Source organism: Compostimonas suwonensis, from assembly GCF_002797855.1.
Lineage (GTDB): Bacteria > Actinomycetota > Actinomycetes > Actinomycetales > Microbacteriaceae > Compostimonas > Compostimonas suwonensis.
Map to the genome: position 1 here is coordinate 817,325 of NZ_PGFB01000001.1, position 14,413 is coordinate 831,737.

Annotated in this window: 16 protein-coding genes; 11 read left to right on the plus strand and 5 right to left on the minus strand. The window is 71.2% G+C overall.

Features of this window, described 5'->3' with window-relative positions:
- Positions 1-33 precede the first annotated feature (33 nt).
- The 9 genes from CLV54_RS03535 (at position 34) to CLV54_RS03575 (ending at position 8,971) form a co-directional block, all read left to right on the plus strand.
- The gene (locus CLV54_RS03535) at positions 34-624 is read left to right on the plus strand and encodes a 2-phosphosulfolactate phosphatase (protein WP_157802785.1); all 591 of its coding nucleotides are present in this window, start codon (positions 34-36) and stop codon (positions 622-624) included.
- A gap of 134 nt (positions 625-758) precedes the next feature.
- Positions 759-1,061, plus strand: a complete 303-nt coding sequence (locus tag CLV54_RS03540) for a DUF427 domain-containing protein (protein WP_100343537.1) — start codon at positions 759-761, stop codon at positions 1,059-1,061.
- Between the two features lie 403 nt (positions 1,062-1,464).
- Positions 1,465-2,160, plus strand: a complete 696-nt coding sequence (locus tag CLV54_RS03545; RefSeq protein WP_100343538.1) for a GntR family transcriptional regulator — start codon at positions 1,465-1,467, stop codon at positions 2,158-2,160.
- 133 nt (positions 2,161-2,293) lie between these two features.
- Entirely contained in the window at positions 2,294-3,550 is a 1,257-nt protein-coding gene (locus tag CLV54_RS03550; RefSeq protein ID WP_100343539.1) for an NAD(P)/FAD-dependent oxidoreductase, read from the plus strand.
- The gene (locus CLV54_RS03555) at positions 3,547-3,906 is read left to right on the plus strand and encodes a (2Fe-2S)-binding protein (protein ID WP_100343540.1); all 360 of its coding nucleotides are present in this window, start codon (positions 3,547-3,549) and stop codon (positions 3,904-3,906) included. The genes CLV54_RS03550 and CLV54_RS03555 overlap by 4 nt, the downstream gene beginning before the upstream one ends.
- On the plus strand, positions 3,903-5,357 hold the full coding sequence (locus CLV54_RS18100) for an NAD(P)/FAD-dependent oxidoreductase (RefSeq protein WP_281258142.1): 1,455 nt from the start codon (positions 3,903-3,905) through the stop codon (positions 5,355-5,357). Before CLV54_RS03555 ends, CLV54_RS18100 begins: the two co-directional genes overlap by 4 nt.
- Positions 5,358-5,431: 74 nt before the next feature.
- The gene (locus tag CLV54_RS03565; protein ID WP_100343541.1) at positions 5,432-6,346 is read left to right on the plus strand and encodes a dihydrodipicolinate synthase family protein; all 915 of its coding nucleotides are present in this window, start codon (positions 5,432-5,434) and stop codon (positions 6,344-6,346) included.
- 71 nt (positions 6,347-6,417) lie between these two features.
- Positions 6,418-7,419, plus strand: a complete 1,002-nt coding sequence (locus CLV54_RS03570; protein WP_100343542.1) for a proline racemase family protein — start codon at positions 6,418-6,420, stop codon at positions 7,417-7,419.
- 61 nt (positions 7,420-7,480) lie between these two features.
- Complete coding sequence (locus CLV54_RS03575) at positions 7,481-8,971, plus strand: aldehyde dehydrogenase (NADP(+)) (protein WP_100343543.1); 1,491 nt, start codon at positions 7,481-7,483, stop codon at positions 8,969-8,971.
- Positions 8,972-9,014: 43 nt separating this feature from the next.
- Here the strand turns inward: CLV54_RS03575 and CLV54_RS03580 are convergent, their stop codons facing one another.
- Positions 9,015-9,641 carry a CGNR zinc finger domain-containing protein gene (locus CLV54_RS03580; protein ID WP_100343544.1) on the minus strand — a complete coding sequence of 209 codons (627 nt, stop codon included), beginning with the start codon at positions 9,639-9,641 and terminating at the stop codon, positions 9,015-9,017.
- Between the two features lie 94 nt (positions 9,642-9,735).
- Here CLV54_RS03580 and CLV54_RS03585 point away from each other — a divergent pair, with 94 nt between their 5' ends.
- A complete protein-coding gene (locus tag CLV54_RS03585) occupies positions 9,736-10,137 on the plus strand; it encodes an SRPBCC family protein (RefSeq protein WP_100343545.1) in 402 nt (133 codons plus the stop codon).
- 43 nt (positions 10,138-10,180) lie between these two features.
- Here CLV54_RS03585 and CLV54_RS03590 read toward each other — a convergent pair whose 3' ends face one another.
- From CLV54_RS03590 to CLV54_RS03605, 4 genes are all read right to left on the minus strand, one after another.
- Complete coding sequence (locus CLV54_RS03590; protein WP_100343546.1) at positions 10,181-10,678, minus strand: SprT-like domain-containing protein; 498 nt, start codon at positions 10,676-10,678, stop codon at positions 10,181-10,183.
- A gap of 101 nt (positions 10,679-10,779) precedes the next feature.
- The gene (locus CLV54_RS03595) at positions 10,780-11,307 is read right to left on the minus strand and encodes a hypothetical protein (RefSeq protein WP_245861282.1); all 528 of its coding nucleotides are present in this window, start codon (positions 11,305-11,307) and stop codon (positions 10,780-10,782) included.
- A gap of 96 nt (positions 11,308-11,403) precedes the next feature.
- Positions 11,404-12,564 carry a PQQ-dependent sugar dehydrogenase gene (locus CLV54_RS03600; protein ID WP_245861284.1) on the minus strand — a complete coding sequence of 387 codons (1,161 nt, stop codon included), beginning with the start codon at positions 12,562-12,564 and terminating at the stop codon, positions 11,404-11,406.
- 143 nt (positions 12,565-12,707) lie between these two features.
- Positions 12,708-13,589 (minus strand): spermidine synthase, encoded by an 882-nt coding sequence (locus tag CLV54_RS03605; RefSeq protein WP_100343547.1) that lies wholly within the window; start codon positions 13,587-13,589, stop codon positions 12,708-12,710.
- A gap of 317 nt (positions 13,590-13,906) precedes the next feature.
- On the opposite strand from CLV54_RS03605, the gene CLV54_RS03615 reads away from it, so the two are divergent.
- Positions 13,907-14,410, plus strand: a complete 504-nt coding sequence (locus CLV54_RS03615) for a hypothetical protein (protein ID WP_100343549.1) — start codon at positions 13,907-13,909, stop codon at positions 14,408-14,410.
- Positions 14,411-14,413 lie beyond the last annotated feature (3 nt).

Consider the following 14,413-nt stretch of genomic DNA (forward strand, 5'->3'; position numbering starts at 1 on the left):
GTCGGAGTCGGCCCGGCCGTTAAGATAACCGTTGTGAACGAGCCCACCCCCGCAGCACCGACATCCGCCCCCCTCGCGCAGAGCAAGTACCAGGTGCGCTTCGAGTGGGGTGCCGAGGGTGCCGCCGACATCGCCGAGGGCGCGCACGTGGCCGTCCTCGTCGACGTGCTGCAGGATGCCGCGGCCGCAGCCGCGCCCTGGAACGCCCAGCGCGGGGCCGCCGTCGCCGACGCCTTCCCGACCGCGGCCGTCGTCGGCGCCTCCTTCACCAACCGCCGCGCCGTCGCCCAGTGGATCCTCGACCACCAGGTCGCCGCCGGGGAGCGCGTGATGATCGCGATCGTCGCACTCGGCGAGCCGCGCGCCGACGGCAGCACCCGCTTCGCCGTCGAGGACTACCTCGCGGCGGGCGCCCTCATCGACGCCCTCGCCGAGCTCGGCATCGACTACTGCTCGCCGGAGGCCGCAGCGGCGAGCGCGGCGTACACGGGCCTCGCCCGTGCGACCTCGCACCTCGTGAGCGCCTCGGGCAGCGGTCAGACGCTCATCGCCGCCGGCCTGCGCGAGGCCGTCGCGGCTCAGACCGTCCTCGACTCGAGCACCGAGGTCTCGCTCAGGGGTTGAGGTCGCCCCGCGAGCGGGCTCGGGAACCCTCGGGAATCCTGAGCCTTCGGAATCCTCGGGCGCCCTCGGGTGTTGAGACGAGTGGGCCGTTCCGCACGTCCGGGGGTCCGGTCGCGTACGAAGAGAGGAATGCCGTGAAAGCCGTACTCAATGGAACCGTCATCGCCGAGGCTCCCCAAGACGAGCTCATCAAGATCGAGGGCAACTGGTACTTCCCGCCGTCGAGCGTGAACTCGGAGCTGCTCGTCGAGAGCCCCACGCCGTACACCTGTCCGTGGAAGGGCGAGTGCCAGTACTTCACCGTGCGTGACGGCGACACCCTTCTGCAGGATCGCGCCTGGAGCTACCCCACGCCCTACCCGACCGCATTCGAGCGCGTGGGCAAGGACTTCAGCAATTACGTGGCGTTCTGGAAGGAAGTCCAGGTCGTCGACTGAGTCGCGAGCGATGAGCTGAGACGGGCCGGGCCGCCGCTGAGCGGCCGCTGCGGCATCCGTGGCTCGCACCGCTGAAAACGACGGAAGATCGCACCTTCCCGGGATGAAAAGGGCTGAACGCCCCCCGGAAGGGAGCAGTTTTCCGTCGTTTTCGCTTTTGTACGGCAAATACTCAGCAGATTCAAGAATTAACGTTCCGACTTCTGTGCCACATCACATACCATGGGGATGCTGGCCCTGTGACGCCCTCACGAGGGGCATGGGTCAGCCCTTTCGGCTCCCGCATAGCAAGTTCCGAGAAATTGCTACGGAAAGCTGCAGCAGAACCCTCTTAACTGAGCGGGCATCGGCTACAGTCGGCGTCACCGAGAGGTTTTGTGTCTGTTCAGGAGGGAAAAGACCAATGACCATCGCGCCATCATCTATACAACGGTTGGAGCAGGCGGTAAGCCTGCGAGATTCGGTCGAACGTTCGCTGTCCGCAGCAATCATTTCGGGGGAACTGGAGCCGGGAACGCTTGTTTCCGTGCCCACCCTCGCCGTGCAGTTCGCCGTCTCGGCGACACCGGTTCGTGAGGCCATGCTCAATCTGGAGAAGCGTGGCTTCGTCGAACCCGTGCGCAACAAGGGATTCCGGGTCACCGATGTGAGTGAGCGGGATCTCCTGGAGATCGTGCAGGTTCGACGCATGCTGGAGGTCCCGGCGATGCGCGTCGTCGCGGAGCACTTCCCGCACGAGCTCATGTCGAGCTATCGGGCGAAGGCCGATGCGATCATGCAGGCTGCAGCGCGCTCCGACTTCCTCGCCTATCTGTCCGCGGACTCCGAGTTCCATCTCGCGCTGCTGCGGGTGACGGGCAACGAGCGTCTCGTCGAGCTCGTCGCCGAGCTACGGAGCCAGACCCGCATGATCGGGCTCGCGAACATGACCGACACGGTCGAGCTGCAGCAATCGGCGAACGAGCACCACCTGCTCCTGGACTACCTGTCCGAGGGGCGGGCGGACGACGCCGAGAAGCTCATGAACGCGCACATCGGCCACGTCGTGGGCTGGTGGGCGGGTCTCACCGAGAACGAGCCGTCGCCGGAGTCGATCTAGCTCTCGACCGCCTCGCATCCGTCTCGCGGGCCCGTGCTCCGGGCTCTCGGGGTGGGGCGGCGGTCGATTGCCGACTTCGTATAGTGTGTGACATATTATTAGCTGGACCAGAAGGCAGAAAGGCAGACGCAGGATGCAAGCGGGTGGCAATGACTTCACGCCCGTCGACGCTGTGCCGGTCGACACTGCGCCGGTTGATGTCGCGCCCGTCGACGTCGTGATCGTCGGCGCGGGAATCGTCGGCGCAGCATGCGCCCGCGCCCTCGCCCGCGAAGGCCTCAGCGTGATCGTCGTCGACCGCGGGCAGACCACGGGCGCGACCTCCTCGAGCGGCGAGGGCAACCTGCTGCTCTCCGACAAGGCGCCCGGCGCCGAGCTGCTGCTCGCCCAGTACTCCGCCTCGCTCTGGCCCGCTGTCGTCGACGAGCTCGCCGACGAGCTCGGGGCCGGGTTCCCGTCGGTCGAGTACGACCGCAAGGGCGGTCTCGTGGTCGCGACGACGGATGCCGGCGCGGCCCCCCTCCTCGCGTTCGCGCAGTCGCAGCGCGGGGCCGGTGTCGACGCCCGCGTGCTCTCCACGGCCGAGGCGCTCGAGCTGGAGCCGCAGCTGAACCCTGCGATCACGGCCGCCGTGCACTACCCCGACGACGCCCAGGTGCAGCCGGTCATCGCGAGCGAGGCGTTCCTCGCCTCGGCGAGGCGAGGCGGCGTGCGCGTGCTCACGAACGCCGTGGTGACCGGTCCCGTGCTCGACGCCCGAGGCGCCCTCATCGGCGTCACGACCTCTCGCGGAACCGTCCGCGCCGCCCGGGTGCTCGTCGCCGCGGGACCCTGGTCGGGCGAGGTCTCGGGGCTGCTCGGGGCGCCGCTGCCCGTGCGCCCGCGCCGCGGGGTCGTGCTCGTGACCACCCGGATGCCGCACCGCATCTTCCACAAGGTGTACGACGCCGACTACGTGGGCGCCGTCGAGTCGAACGCCGCCGATCTGCAGACCTCGAGCGTCGTCGAGTCGACGGGGTCCGGCACGGTTCTCATCGGCTCCTCCCGCCAGCAGATCGGCTTCGACGACCGGTTCCGCGTCGACGTGCTCCGCGAGCTGGCCGTCAAGGCCCTGCGCCTCTTCCCCTTCCTCGCCGGGGCTCCGGTCATGCGCTCCTACGGCGGCTTCCGTCCCTTTATGCCCGACCACCTGCCGATCATCGGCGAGGACCCGCGGCTGCCCGGCCTCTGGCATGCGACCGGCCACGAGGGGGCCGGGATCGGCCTCTCCCTCGGCACGGGCGCCATGATCGCCGACCTCATGGCGGGTCGCACCCCGGGCCTCGACGCCACCGCCTTCTCCCCCGCCCGCGGCTCCCTCGCCGCCCATCTCGAAGGGGCACGCCCATGACCGCACGGCGACTCCCGCCTTCGGCCGACCCGATCGAGCCCGGCGAGGCCGGCGCGCTCTCGATCCTCGTCGACGGCCGGCCCCTCGACGGCCTTCGCGGCCAGACGATCGCGGGCGTTCTCCTGGCCTCGGGTGAACTCGCCTGGCGGCGCACCTCGGTCGCCGGGGCGCCGAGAGGGCTGTTCTGCGGCATCGGCGTCTGCTTCGACTGCATCGTGACGGTCAACGGGGAGCGCGACATCCGCGCCTGCCAGCGCCGGGCGGTCGACGGCGACCTGGTCGAGATCCAGCACGACGAGCTGCCCGAGCTGCCGGGCCTGCCCGAGCTGCCCGCGAACGGCGGTGCGCGATCGTGACCGAGACAGAGCAGGCCCGCCCCCAGGTGCTCGTCGTCGGCGCGGGTCCGGCCGGGCTCGCCGCCGCCGTCGCCGCACGTCGGCGCGGGGCATCCGTGATGCTCGTCGACTCCGCAGACCAGCTCGGCGGCCAGTTCTGGCGGCACCTGCCGCCCGAGCGCCCGTCGCGCCGCGAGGCCCGCCTGCACCACGGCTGGGCGCGGTTCCAGCAGTTGAGCACCGAGGTGAACGACGACCCCGGATGCCGCGTGCTCACCTCCGCGCAGGTCTGGGCCCTCGAGCCCGCCGCCGACGACGAGCCGTGGGCGGCGACCGTGCACGTGCTCGTGGGGCCGGCCGACTCACGGCGCCGAGAGCCCCTCACGATCCGCCCCGACGCCCTCGTGATCGCGACGGGCGCCTACGACCGCACCCTTCCGTTCCCCGGCTGGGATCTGCCCGGGGTCTTCACGGCGGGGGCCGCCCAGGCGCTGGCCAAGGGCGAGCGCGTCGCCGTGGGCGAGCGGGTTCTCGTCGCGGGCGCCGGGCCGTTCCTGCTGCCCGTCGCCGAATCGCTCACCCGGGCCGGCTCGCGGGTTCTCGGCGTGCTCGAGGCGAATCGCCTCGGAAACCTCGTGCGGGGCTGGTCGCACAAGCCGTGGCAGCTGCTGCGTGCGGCGCGCAAGGGCGGCGAGCTCGCCTCCTACGCGACGGGGCAGCTGCGGCACCGCATCCCCTACCGCATGGGCGAGGCCGTCATCGAGGCCCACGGCACCGACCGTGTCACGGCCGTCACGGTCGCCCGGGTCGACGCAGAATGGCGCCCCGTGGCCGGGACCGAGCGGCGCGTCGAGGTCGACGCCGTGTGCGTGAGCCACGGCTTCACCCCCCGCCTGGAGCTGCCGATCGCCGCGGGCTGCGCGATCGGGAGCGACCGTTTCGTCGTCGTCGACGAGGATCAGCGCACGAGCGTGCGGGGAGTCTTCGTGGCGGGGGAGCTCACGAGCATCGGCGGGGCCGACCTCGCGCTCGCCGAGGGCACGATCGCCGGTCACGCTGCGGCGGGCGGCGCCGTCGTCGGTTCAGCGGATGTCGCGGCGGCGGTGCGCGAAAGGCGGGTGTTCCGGCGCTTCGCCCTCCGCCTCGAGGCCGCTCACGGCATCCGCCGCGGCTGGACGTCGTGGCTGCGCGACGACACGACCGTCTGCCGCTGCGAGGAGGTGACCGCGGGCGCGCTGCGCCGCACGGGCGTCGCGACCCCCGATGCGGGCCTGCGCTCGATCAAGCTCACGAGCCGCGCCGGGCTCGGCATCTGCCAGGGGCGGGTGTGCGGGCGCACGGTCGAGGAGCTGCTCGCGAGCGGCTTCGCCGGGGCGCCGCGCAACGACCCCACCACAAGCGACCGCCGCCCGATCTTCTCCCCGATCACGATCGGCGAGCTCGCCCAGGGCGCGACCGGCGACGCAGACTGACCAGCACGAACCAGACCCAGACCAGCACGAACCCAGACCAGCAACATCCGAACAGACAGTACGAAAGGACCACAGTGAGCAAGAACTTCGACCTCGGAGGCGTCATCGTCGCCACGACCCTCGCCTTCAAGGAGGACGACTCCGCTCCCGCCGGGCTCGCCGTGGACTACGACAAGTTCGCCGAGCACTGCAACTGGCTCATCGAGAACGGCTGCCGCGGCGTCGGCCCCAACGGCTCGCTCGGGGAGTACTCCTCGCTCACCGACGAGGAGCGGCGCACGGTCATCCAGGTCGCCGTCGAGACCGTCGGGGGCCGTGGCCTCGTCGTCGCCGGCGTGCACGGTGTGGGCTGGCACCAGGCCAAGCACTGGGCGGAGCTCGCGGCCGAGGACGGCGCCGACGGCGTGCTCCTCCTGCCGCCGACGATCTACCGTGCCAACCGCAGCGAGGTCATCGAGCACTACACGAAGGTCAACGAGGTCGGCCTGCCGATCATGGCCTACAACAACCCCATCGACACGAAGGTCGATCTCACCCCCGATCTGCTCGCCGAGCTCTCGCACCTCGAGAACCTCGTGGCCGTCAAGGAGTTCTCGACCGACATCCGTCGTGTGCTCGAGATCCAGGATGTGACCGACCTCGACGTCATCGCCGGCGCGGACGACCTGCTCTTCGAGTCCCTCGTCGACGGCGCGACGGGCTGGTTCGCCGGCTACCCGAACGCCTTCCCCAAGGAGGCCGTCGAGATCTACACCCTCGTGAAAGACGGCAAGATCGCCGAGGCGCGCGAGCTGTACAAGAACCTCGTGCCGGTGTTCAGCTGGGATTCGAAGACCGAGTTCGTGCAGGCCATCAAGCTGTCGATCGACATCGCCGGCCAGAGCTTCGGCGGCCGCACCCGCCCGCCGCGCGGCCCGCTGAGCGCCGAGAACGAGGCCGCCGTGCGGCGCGACACCCAGCGCGCGCTCGACTACCTGGCCACCCGCTGACCGACGCGTCTGACTGCGCGGCTGACCGACACGGCTGATCCGTCCGACCCGGACGGTGCGAGGATTGCATAATGCGTTCGAATCGAGTTCTCACGGCGGTCGACTCCCACACCGAGGGGATGCCGACCCGCGTCATCACGGGCGGAGTCGGGGTGATCCCGGGGGCGACGATGAATGAGAAGCGCCTCTACTTCATCGAGCACCTCGACGACATCCGGCTCTTCCTGATGAACGAGCCGCGCGGTCACGCGGCCATGAGCGGCGCCATCCTGCAGCCCTCAACCCGCGACGACGCCGACTGGGGCGTCGTCTACATCGAGGTCTCCGGATGCCTGCCCATGTGCGGGCACGGAACGATCGGCGTCGCGACCGTGCTCGTCGAGACCGGCATGGTCGAGGTCGTCGAGCCGGTCACGACCATCCGGCTCGACACCCCGGCCGGGCTCGTCATCGCCCGGGTCGCCGTGAGCGACGGGCACGCCGACTCCGTGACGATCGAGAACGTGCCGAGCTACGTCGTGCGTCTCGACGACACGATCGAGGTGCCGGGGCTCGGCACGGTGCCGTACAGCCTCGCCTTCGGAGGCAACTTCTACGCGATGGTCGACCTCGACGCCGTCGGGCTGCCCTTCGACCGCTCGCATCAGCAGGAGATCCTCTCGGCGGGGCTCGCGATCATGCAGGCCATCAACGAGACGGCTCCGCCGCGGCACCCGACGATCGACGGCGTCGACCACTGCCACCACGTCGAGTTCATCGCGCCGGGCTCGGATGCCGCGCTCTCGCGTCACGCGATGGCGATCTACCCCGGCTGGTTCGACCGCTCGCCGTGCGGCACGGGGACCTCGGCGCGGATGGCGGAGCTCTGGGCCCGCGGCGAGCTGCCGCTCGACACGGACTTCGTCAACGAGTCGTTCATCGGCAGCCGTTTCGTCGGCCGCCTCGTCGCCGAGACGACGGTCGACGGCGTGCCCGCCGTGATCCCCACGATCACCGGGCGCGCCTGGGTCACGGGCATGGGGCAGTACCTGCTCGACCCGTCCGACCCGTTCCCGACCGGCTTCCAGTTCTGATCATCTTCGATCACCTTCCATCGACCCCACACTTCCCGTTTCCCGTTCGAGGAGAGCACCAGTGACCACCACCCAGCAGGATCTCGAGACCGTCGCGGCCAATGCCGCGGCGGCAGCCGATGCCTACGCCGCCGTCGAGCCGTCGCGGCGCGCCCGCGCGCTCGTCGCCGTCGCCGACGGACTGACCGAGGCGGCCGACGAGCTCGTCGGCATCGCCATGCGCGAGACGGGGCTCAGCGAGGCGCGTCTTCGCGGCGAGCTCAAGCGCACGGCCGTGCAGCTGCGCCTCTTCGCCGAGGTCGTCGTCGAGGGCTCCTACCTCGACGTGCGCATCGACCGCGCCGACCCCGCCTTCGTGCTCGGCCCGCGACCGGACGTGCGCCGCTACCTCGTGCCCGTCGGCCCGGTGCTCAACTTCGCGGCGAGCAACTTCCCTTTCGCCTTCTCGGTCGCGGGCGGCGACAGCGCCGCGGCTCTCGCGGCGGGTGCTCCCGTCGTCGTCAAGGCGCACGGCGGCCACCCCGAGCTCTCCCGCCGCACGGCCGAAGTCGTGCAGGCCGCGCTCGCCGGGGCGGGGATGCCCGAGGGCGTCTTCCAGCTCATCGAGGGCCGCGAGGCCGGGGTCGAGCTGCTCAAGGATCCGCGGATCAAGGCGGGCTCCTTCACCGGCTCGATCCACGCCGGGCGACTGCTGGCGGATGTCGCGGCATCCCGCCCCGCGCCCATCCCCTTCTACGGCGAGCTCGGCAGCGTCAACCCCGTCTTCGTGACCCGCGCGGCCATCGAGGAGCGCGGGGCCGCCTTGGCCTCGGGGCTCGTGACGAGCGTCTCCGGGTCGGCGGGCCAGCTGTGCACGAAGCCCGGTTTCGTCTTCGTGCCGACCGGCCACGCGCTCGACGAGGCGATCGTCGAGGGCACCGCCCCCATCGCCGAGCACCGCCTGCTCAACCCGGCGATCGCCTCCGGCTACCGCGCCCGCCGCGACGCCGTGCTCTCGACGCCGGGCATCACGGTGCTCGCCGAGGGCAGCCTGCGCATCGACGACGAGGGCCAGGGCTGGGCGACCCCCACCTTCGTCTCGGTGAGCGCGGAGACGCTCGAAGAGCAGGGGAGCCGCCTGCTCGACGAGAGCTTCGGCCCGCTCTCGATCCTCGTCGAGTACGGCGACGACGCCGATCTGGGCGCCATCGCGACACGTCTCTTCGAGGGAAACCTGACGGCCACGCTGCACGCGGGCGACGGCGAGGCGAGCGACTCCGTGCGCTCTCTCGTGCAGGTGCTCACCGAGCATGCCGGCCGGGTGCTCTTCGGCGGCTGGCCGACCGGTGTCGCGGTGACCCCCGCGATGCAGCACGGCGGCCCGTGGCCCGCGACGACGAACGACTCGAGCACCTCCGTGGGCACGGCGGCCATCCGCCGCTTCCTGCGCCCGGTGGCCTACCAGGACGCCCCGCAGGCCCTCCTCCCGGCCCCCCTGCGCGACGACAACCCGTGGAACGTGCCGCAGGCGATCGCGCCCGCGGGCGAGTCGTCCGAGTGGGGAACGCTCTAGGGCGGTTCTCTCAGAGGGCAGCGCCACCGGCTCCGCTGCGCCGCTATTCCGCGGCGCCGTCGTGTGCCGGGCTCGCCGTACGGGCCCGGTGCGCGCGCACCTTCGCGCGGTTGCCGCAGCGCTGCATCGAGCACCAGCGCCGGTTCGCCGATCGCGAGGTGTCGAAGTAGACGATTCCGCAGTCGTCCGCCGAGCACTCGCGGATGCGGCCGGCCACCTGACCGCCGAAGAGCGCGACGGCGTCGCGGGCGACCGTCGACAGCGCCTGCGTCACACGCGGCCGGGATCCCCCGGCCTGCAGGCTGCCGCCGGAGAGCGACGGCGGGATGTCGGGCGTCGCCGCGAAGAGGTTGATCGCGTCGATGTCGTCGCCCCGGGCGCCCTCGCCGCGAACGCTCGCCATCGTGAGGTTCGCGATGGCCGCGCGGAGCTGGCCCGCCTCGATCAGGTTGCGCTCGTTCGCCTCGCCCGCGAGCCGCTCGAAGCGTCCCGTGAGCCATTCCGTCAGATCGGCGGGGCCGTGCAGGCGCTCCCAGGCCGGGTTGTCGCCCATGGCGCCGGTGTACGCGAAGTCGAGCGCGAGGGAGCCGGAGTCGAACCACCAGCGGTGCCCGTCGGATCCGGTGAACCACTGGCCCGTGCTGTGCTGCGCCATTGCCTCGATCGTCATGTAACCAATATAGTCAGTTACACGGAATTGCTGGGCATGACCGGCTGACCCCCGTCGGCGATGAGGGGGTGAGGGCGATGAAGCGGAGGAGAAGATGGCGGACACGACGGGCCTCACGAAGGATGCCGGCTGGGAGATGGGCGCGCGGCGCACCTTCCCCGTGCCGCTCGCTCACGCATGGAACACCCTGCTCGGGCCGGCGCTGCCGACCTGGCTGGGTGTCGACAGCCTCGGCACCACGGTGGGTGAGGAGTACACGACGGTCGACGGCACCCGCGGACGCCTGCGCAGCTACACCGAGGGCAAGCGCCTGCGGCTCAGCTGGCAGCCGGCGGAGTGGACGCACGACTCGACGCTTCAGCTGACGGTGCTTCCCGCGGCATCCGGCACCACGATCGCCTTCCATCACGAGCGTCTCGCCGGCCGCGAGGAGCGCAAGCAGATGCTCACCCACTGGCACGGTGTGCTCGACAGCCTGGAGACGCAGCTCGGCTGAGCCGCGTGGCTGCTGAGCCCGGCAGCGTTCACTCCGGCAGTGCTCACTCCGGCGGCGCCGCCGCGGCCCGCCGGCGCATGGCGGGCGTGATCGTGCGCCGCTCCCACACGATGAGGTGCGCCGCGCTGAAGCCGCGCGAGCAGACCCCGCAGGAGAGCGGCCTCTTCGGCTCGCGGTAGCGGTAGTGCAGGTGGCCGGCGGGGCAGCGCCCGATCCAGGGCGCGAGCTCGTCGGCGATCGCGCCGTCGTGTGTGCGCTTCCCCTCGTAGCCGAGCTCGGTCGCGATCGAACGCCAGCGGGGGCCGTGCGCGGCCTGCGACCCGGCGATCGCGTGCGCCACCTCGTGCAGCAGGATCTGGTGGATCTCGTCGTCGTCGTAGCGCGCCGCCAGGTAGCGCGAGACCGTGATGCGCTTCTCGGTGAAGTTGCAGAGCCCCGCGCGCTTCTTGGCGTTGTCGTAGGCGAACGACCATACGGAGGGGTCGAGGTGCAGCCGGATGAGCGCATTCGCCCAGGTGCGCACGCGTTCGAGATCAGCCACGAGAAGACACTAGTCCGAGTGGGCGACAGCGGATGCCGGAGCCGGGGTCTTCGGTGGAACGGCAGCTCGCGACATCCTGTGCAGGAGCAGTCGTCGGCGTCTCAGAGCGTGTTGCGCGCCTCGGCGAGACGCGCCTCGACGACGGCGACCGCGTGCAGGGAGCCCGCGAGCTCGTCGGCTCCGACCCCGAGCTTCTGGCGCAGGAACACCGTCGCCGTGAAGTCGCTCAGCGCGAGCTCGTCGTCGCCGCGGTCGAAGTGCACGAGCGCTCGAGCGCTCGTCGCCTCCAGCTCGAGCTCCGTCCAGTCGTGGCCGTTCGCCTCGTCGACGCAGCCCGACAGCTCGATGACCGCGTCGTCCATCTGCACGAGCGCGTACCGCACCCGGCCGCGCAGGATCCTCGCCTCGAGGGCCTGCTTCCGGTCGCCCGTGAACCGTGCCAGGCGCACGGCCTCGTTCGCGGCGTCCCAGGCCTCGTCGGGGCGCCCCACGAGCACGAGCAGCTCGGCGCGCTCGACGATCCCGCTCAGGCTGCGCAGCTGCCCGAGCTCCTGCAGACGCTGCCCCGCGGCGAAGAGGTCGACGCGCGGATGCAGGGTGACAGGATCGACCCCCAGAACGATACTCATCCCAGCCAGGTTATCCGCCGTCGAGGCCAATACAGGGGAAAGCCCTCCGCGTGCCTCGGAACCGAGCGGAACCGAGCGGGACCGAGCGGACCGGGCTCAGCCGCGTGGCGCGAGCGGCAGCTGCAGGATGCGGTCGTCGCCGTCGCGAGGATCCCCTCGGCCATCGGTGTTGTTGGTGACGATCCACAGCGCCCCCGGCCCCGCGATGACGTCGCGGAGACGCCCGAACTCCCCGATGAAGTACGGCACGGCCTCCGCGGGCGCTCCATCGGGCCCGGGATAGACGGCCCACAGCCGCTCGCCCCGCAGGCTCGCCATCATGATCGTGTCGCCGACGATCGCGAGGCCGCTCGGGCTCGCCTCCGCCGTCGGCCACTGGTAGACGGGGTCGACGAGAGCGGGGTCGGGGCCGACCCCCTCCTCGATCGGCCAGCCGTAGTCGGCGCCCGGCCGGATGAGATTGAGCTCGTCCCAGGTGTTCTGGCCGAACTCGCTCGCCCAGAGCCGGCCACGGGAGTCCCAGGCGATCCCCTGCGGATTCCGGTGCCCCATCGAGTAGGCGTGATTGCCCCACGGGTTGTCGCCCGGCACACCGCCATCCGGGGTCATCCGCAGGATCTTGCCCGAGAGCGAGGCGGGATCCTGTGCCGCGTCGCCGTCGCCCGCGTCGCCGGCCGTCGCGTAGAGCATCCCGTCGGGGCCGAAGGCGAGGCGCCCGCCGTTGTGGTTCCCGGCCGAGGGGATGCCGGTGAGCACATCGCTCGGCGGGCCGAGCGTGTAGCCTCCGGGGCCTCCGGCGAGCGGCATCCGCACGATCCGGTTGTCGTCGTCGCCCGTGAAGTAGGCGTAGAGCTCGTCGCCCGCGGGGGAGACGGCGAGCCCGAGCAGGCCGCCTTCGCCCTGCGGTGCCACGCCGTCGACGGCGCCGACGTCGCGCAGCTCACCGCTCGGGGTGAGCTCGCGCACGAGGCCGGTGTCGCGTTCGCTCACGAGGGCGGAGCCGCTCGCGAGCCGCACGACCGACCACGGGGCGTCCAGCTCGCCGACGATCGTGGACGACTCGCCCGTCGGCTGCACGGGCACCACGGCCGGCTCCGCCGCGGCGGGAGTGCTCGGCGTGGGGCGGGGTGTGCTGCTCGCACTCGCGCTGGGTGTCGGCGCGACATCCGCTTCGCCGGTGCAGGCGCTGAGCAGCCACACGAGCGCACCCGCTCCCGCGATCGCCGCGCCTCTGGCGCCTCCGGTGTTTCCGCGCACACCTCACTCTCTCTCGAACGCTCGCAAATCGCCAGGCTTGTGGCCGAGGTCCGCGGGTCGCGAGTCGCGTCGAATCGTTCGAAAACGACCCGGGAAGGACGATCTGCCGCGACTCGCGGCCGAGGTTCGCGGGCGAGCAGGCCTCAGTCGCGGAGCTGGAAGACGCTGCGCGCGGGCGGAGGGGAGGGGATCGCGGTGGCGTCGGTCGTGATGGGGGCGGAGGCGATGAACGCCTTGAGCTCGGCGCCCGCGAGCGCCTTCGAGGGGTGCGGGCCGGCGGCGAGCAGCCTCGGCAGCCATTCCATGGGCAGCGGCGCGGGGGAGCCGACGAGCACGACGTTGCCGAACCGGCGCCCTTTGAGCACCTGCGTCTCGGCCAGTGCGGCGACGTTGTCGACGACGGTCTGCAGGGTCGCGGTCTGGCTGCGGGCGAAGGCGAGCCCGGGACCGTCGGCGACGTTCACGAGCACGACCCCGTCCGGCGCGAGCAGGGAGACGGCCTCGCGGTAGAACTCGAGGCTCGTGACGTGCGCGGGAGTGCGGGCTCCGCTGAAGATGTCGATCACGAGCAGGTCGACGGAACCGCGCAGCCCGGACGGGAGCTTGCCGAGCACCTCGCGCGCGTCGCCGTGCCGCACCCTGATCTGAGCGGATGCCGGCAGGGGCAGGTGTTCGCGCACGAGGTCGACGAGATCGCTCTCGAGCTCCACGACCTGCTGGCGCGAGTCGGGACGTGTCGTCGCGACGTAGCGGGGCAGCGTGAACGCGCCCGCGCCGAGGTGCACCGCCGTGATCGGCTCGCCGGGCATCCGCATGAGGTCGATGACGTGACCCATCCGCTGCACGTACTCGAAGAAGAGGTTGGCGGGGTTCTCGAGGTCGACGTGCGACTGCGGTGTGCCGTCGACGACGAGCTGGAAGCATCCCGGCTGGAAGCGGTCGGGCTCGATGACCGCGTGGTACCCGCTGAAGCGCAGCGTCGTCGAGGGGTTCTCGTCCGCTCCGCCCCGCCTGCGCTCAGCCATGCTTCGACCCTACGCGATCGACGGCATCGTGAGCGATGCCCGGACGGGGACAGACGTCCCCCGCCGTTCGCGTTGCCGCTTGTGGTGCTGCCCGTTCGGTGCGGATGGGGGAGGCGGGGGGATCTCCACCCGTACCTCCACCCCCGGGTGGTGGTCGCGTAAGCGCTCCGCGACGAGGCTGGATCATGCCCGGAGATCCTCGGACCCCGGCCCCGAACCCACCGGGCGCAGACCCGAACCCACCGGGCGCAGACCCGAACCCGCCGGGCGCAGACAACCCACCGGGCGCGCCCGGAACCTCGATCAGAAAGCCGCGTATGTCCGTCCAGATCCTCACCAACACCCTCCTCATCGCCGTGCTCCTCGTCTGGATCTCGACCCGCCAGTTGAGCTGGCGCGCCGTCCGCGTCGACAGCGTGTGGCGGTTCCCCGCGATCCTCGCGATCGTCGGCGTCGTGGTCACGGCATCGCAGTACGGCAGCCTGGTGCTCGCCCCGATCGACGTCGCGGCGGTGCTCGTGGAGGCGGCCGCCGCGGTCGCTGTCGGCATCGCGATGGGGCGCATCGCGATGCTCCGCTCCACCGGCGGCACGGTCGAGACCAGAACGGGCTGGTGGGGCGTCGCGCTCTGGGTGGTCTTCATCGCCGTGCGAGTGGGCATGGATGTCGCCGCAGCTCGACTCGGCTCGGATCTGGCGGCATCCACGGGGCTCATCATCGTGATGATCGCCGTCAACCGCTTCGCGCGCGCCGCAGTGCTCGTGCACCGTCTGCGCCGGGACGCCGCCGTGGAGGTGGAGGCTGCGCGATCGCGCGTATGACCG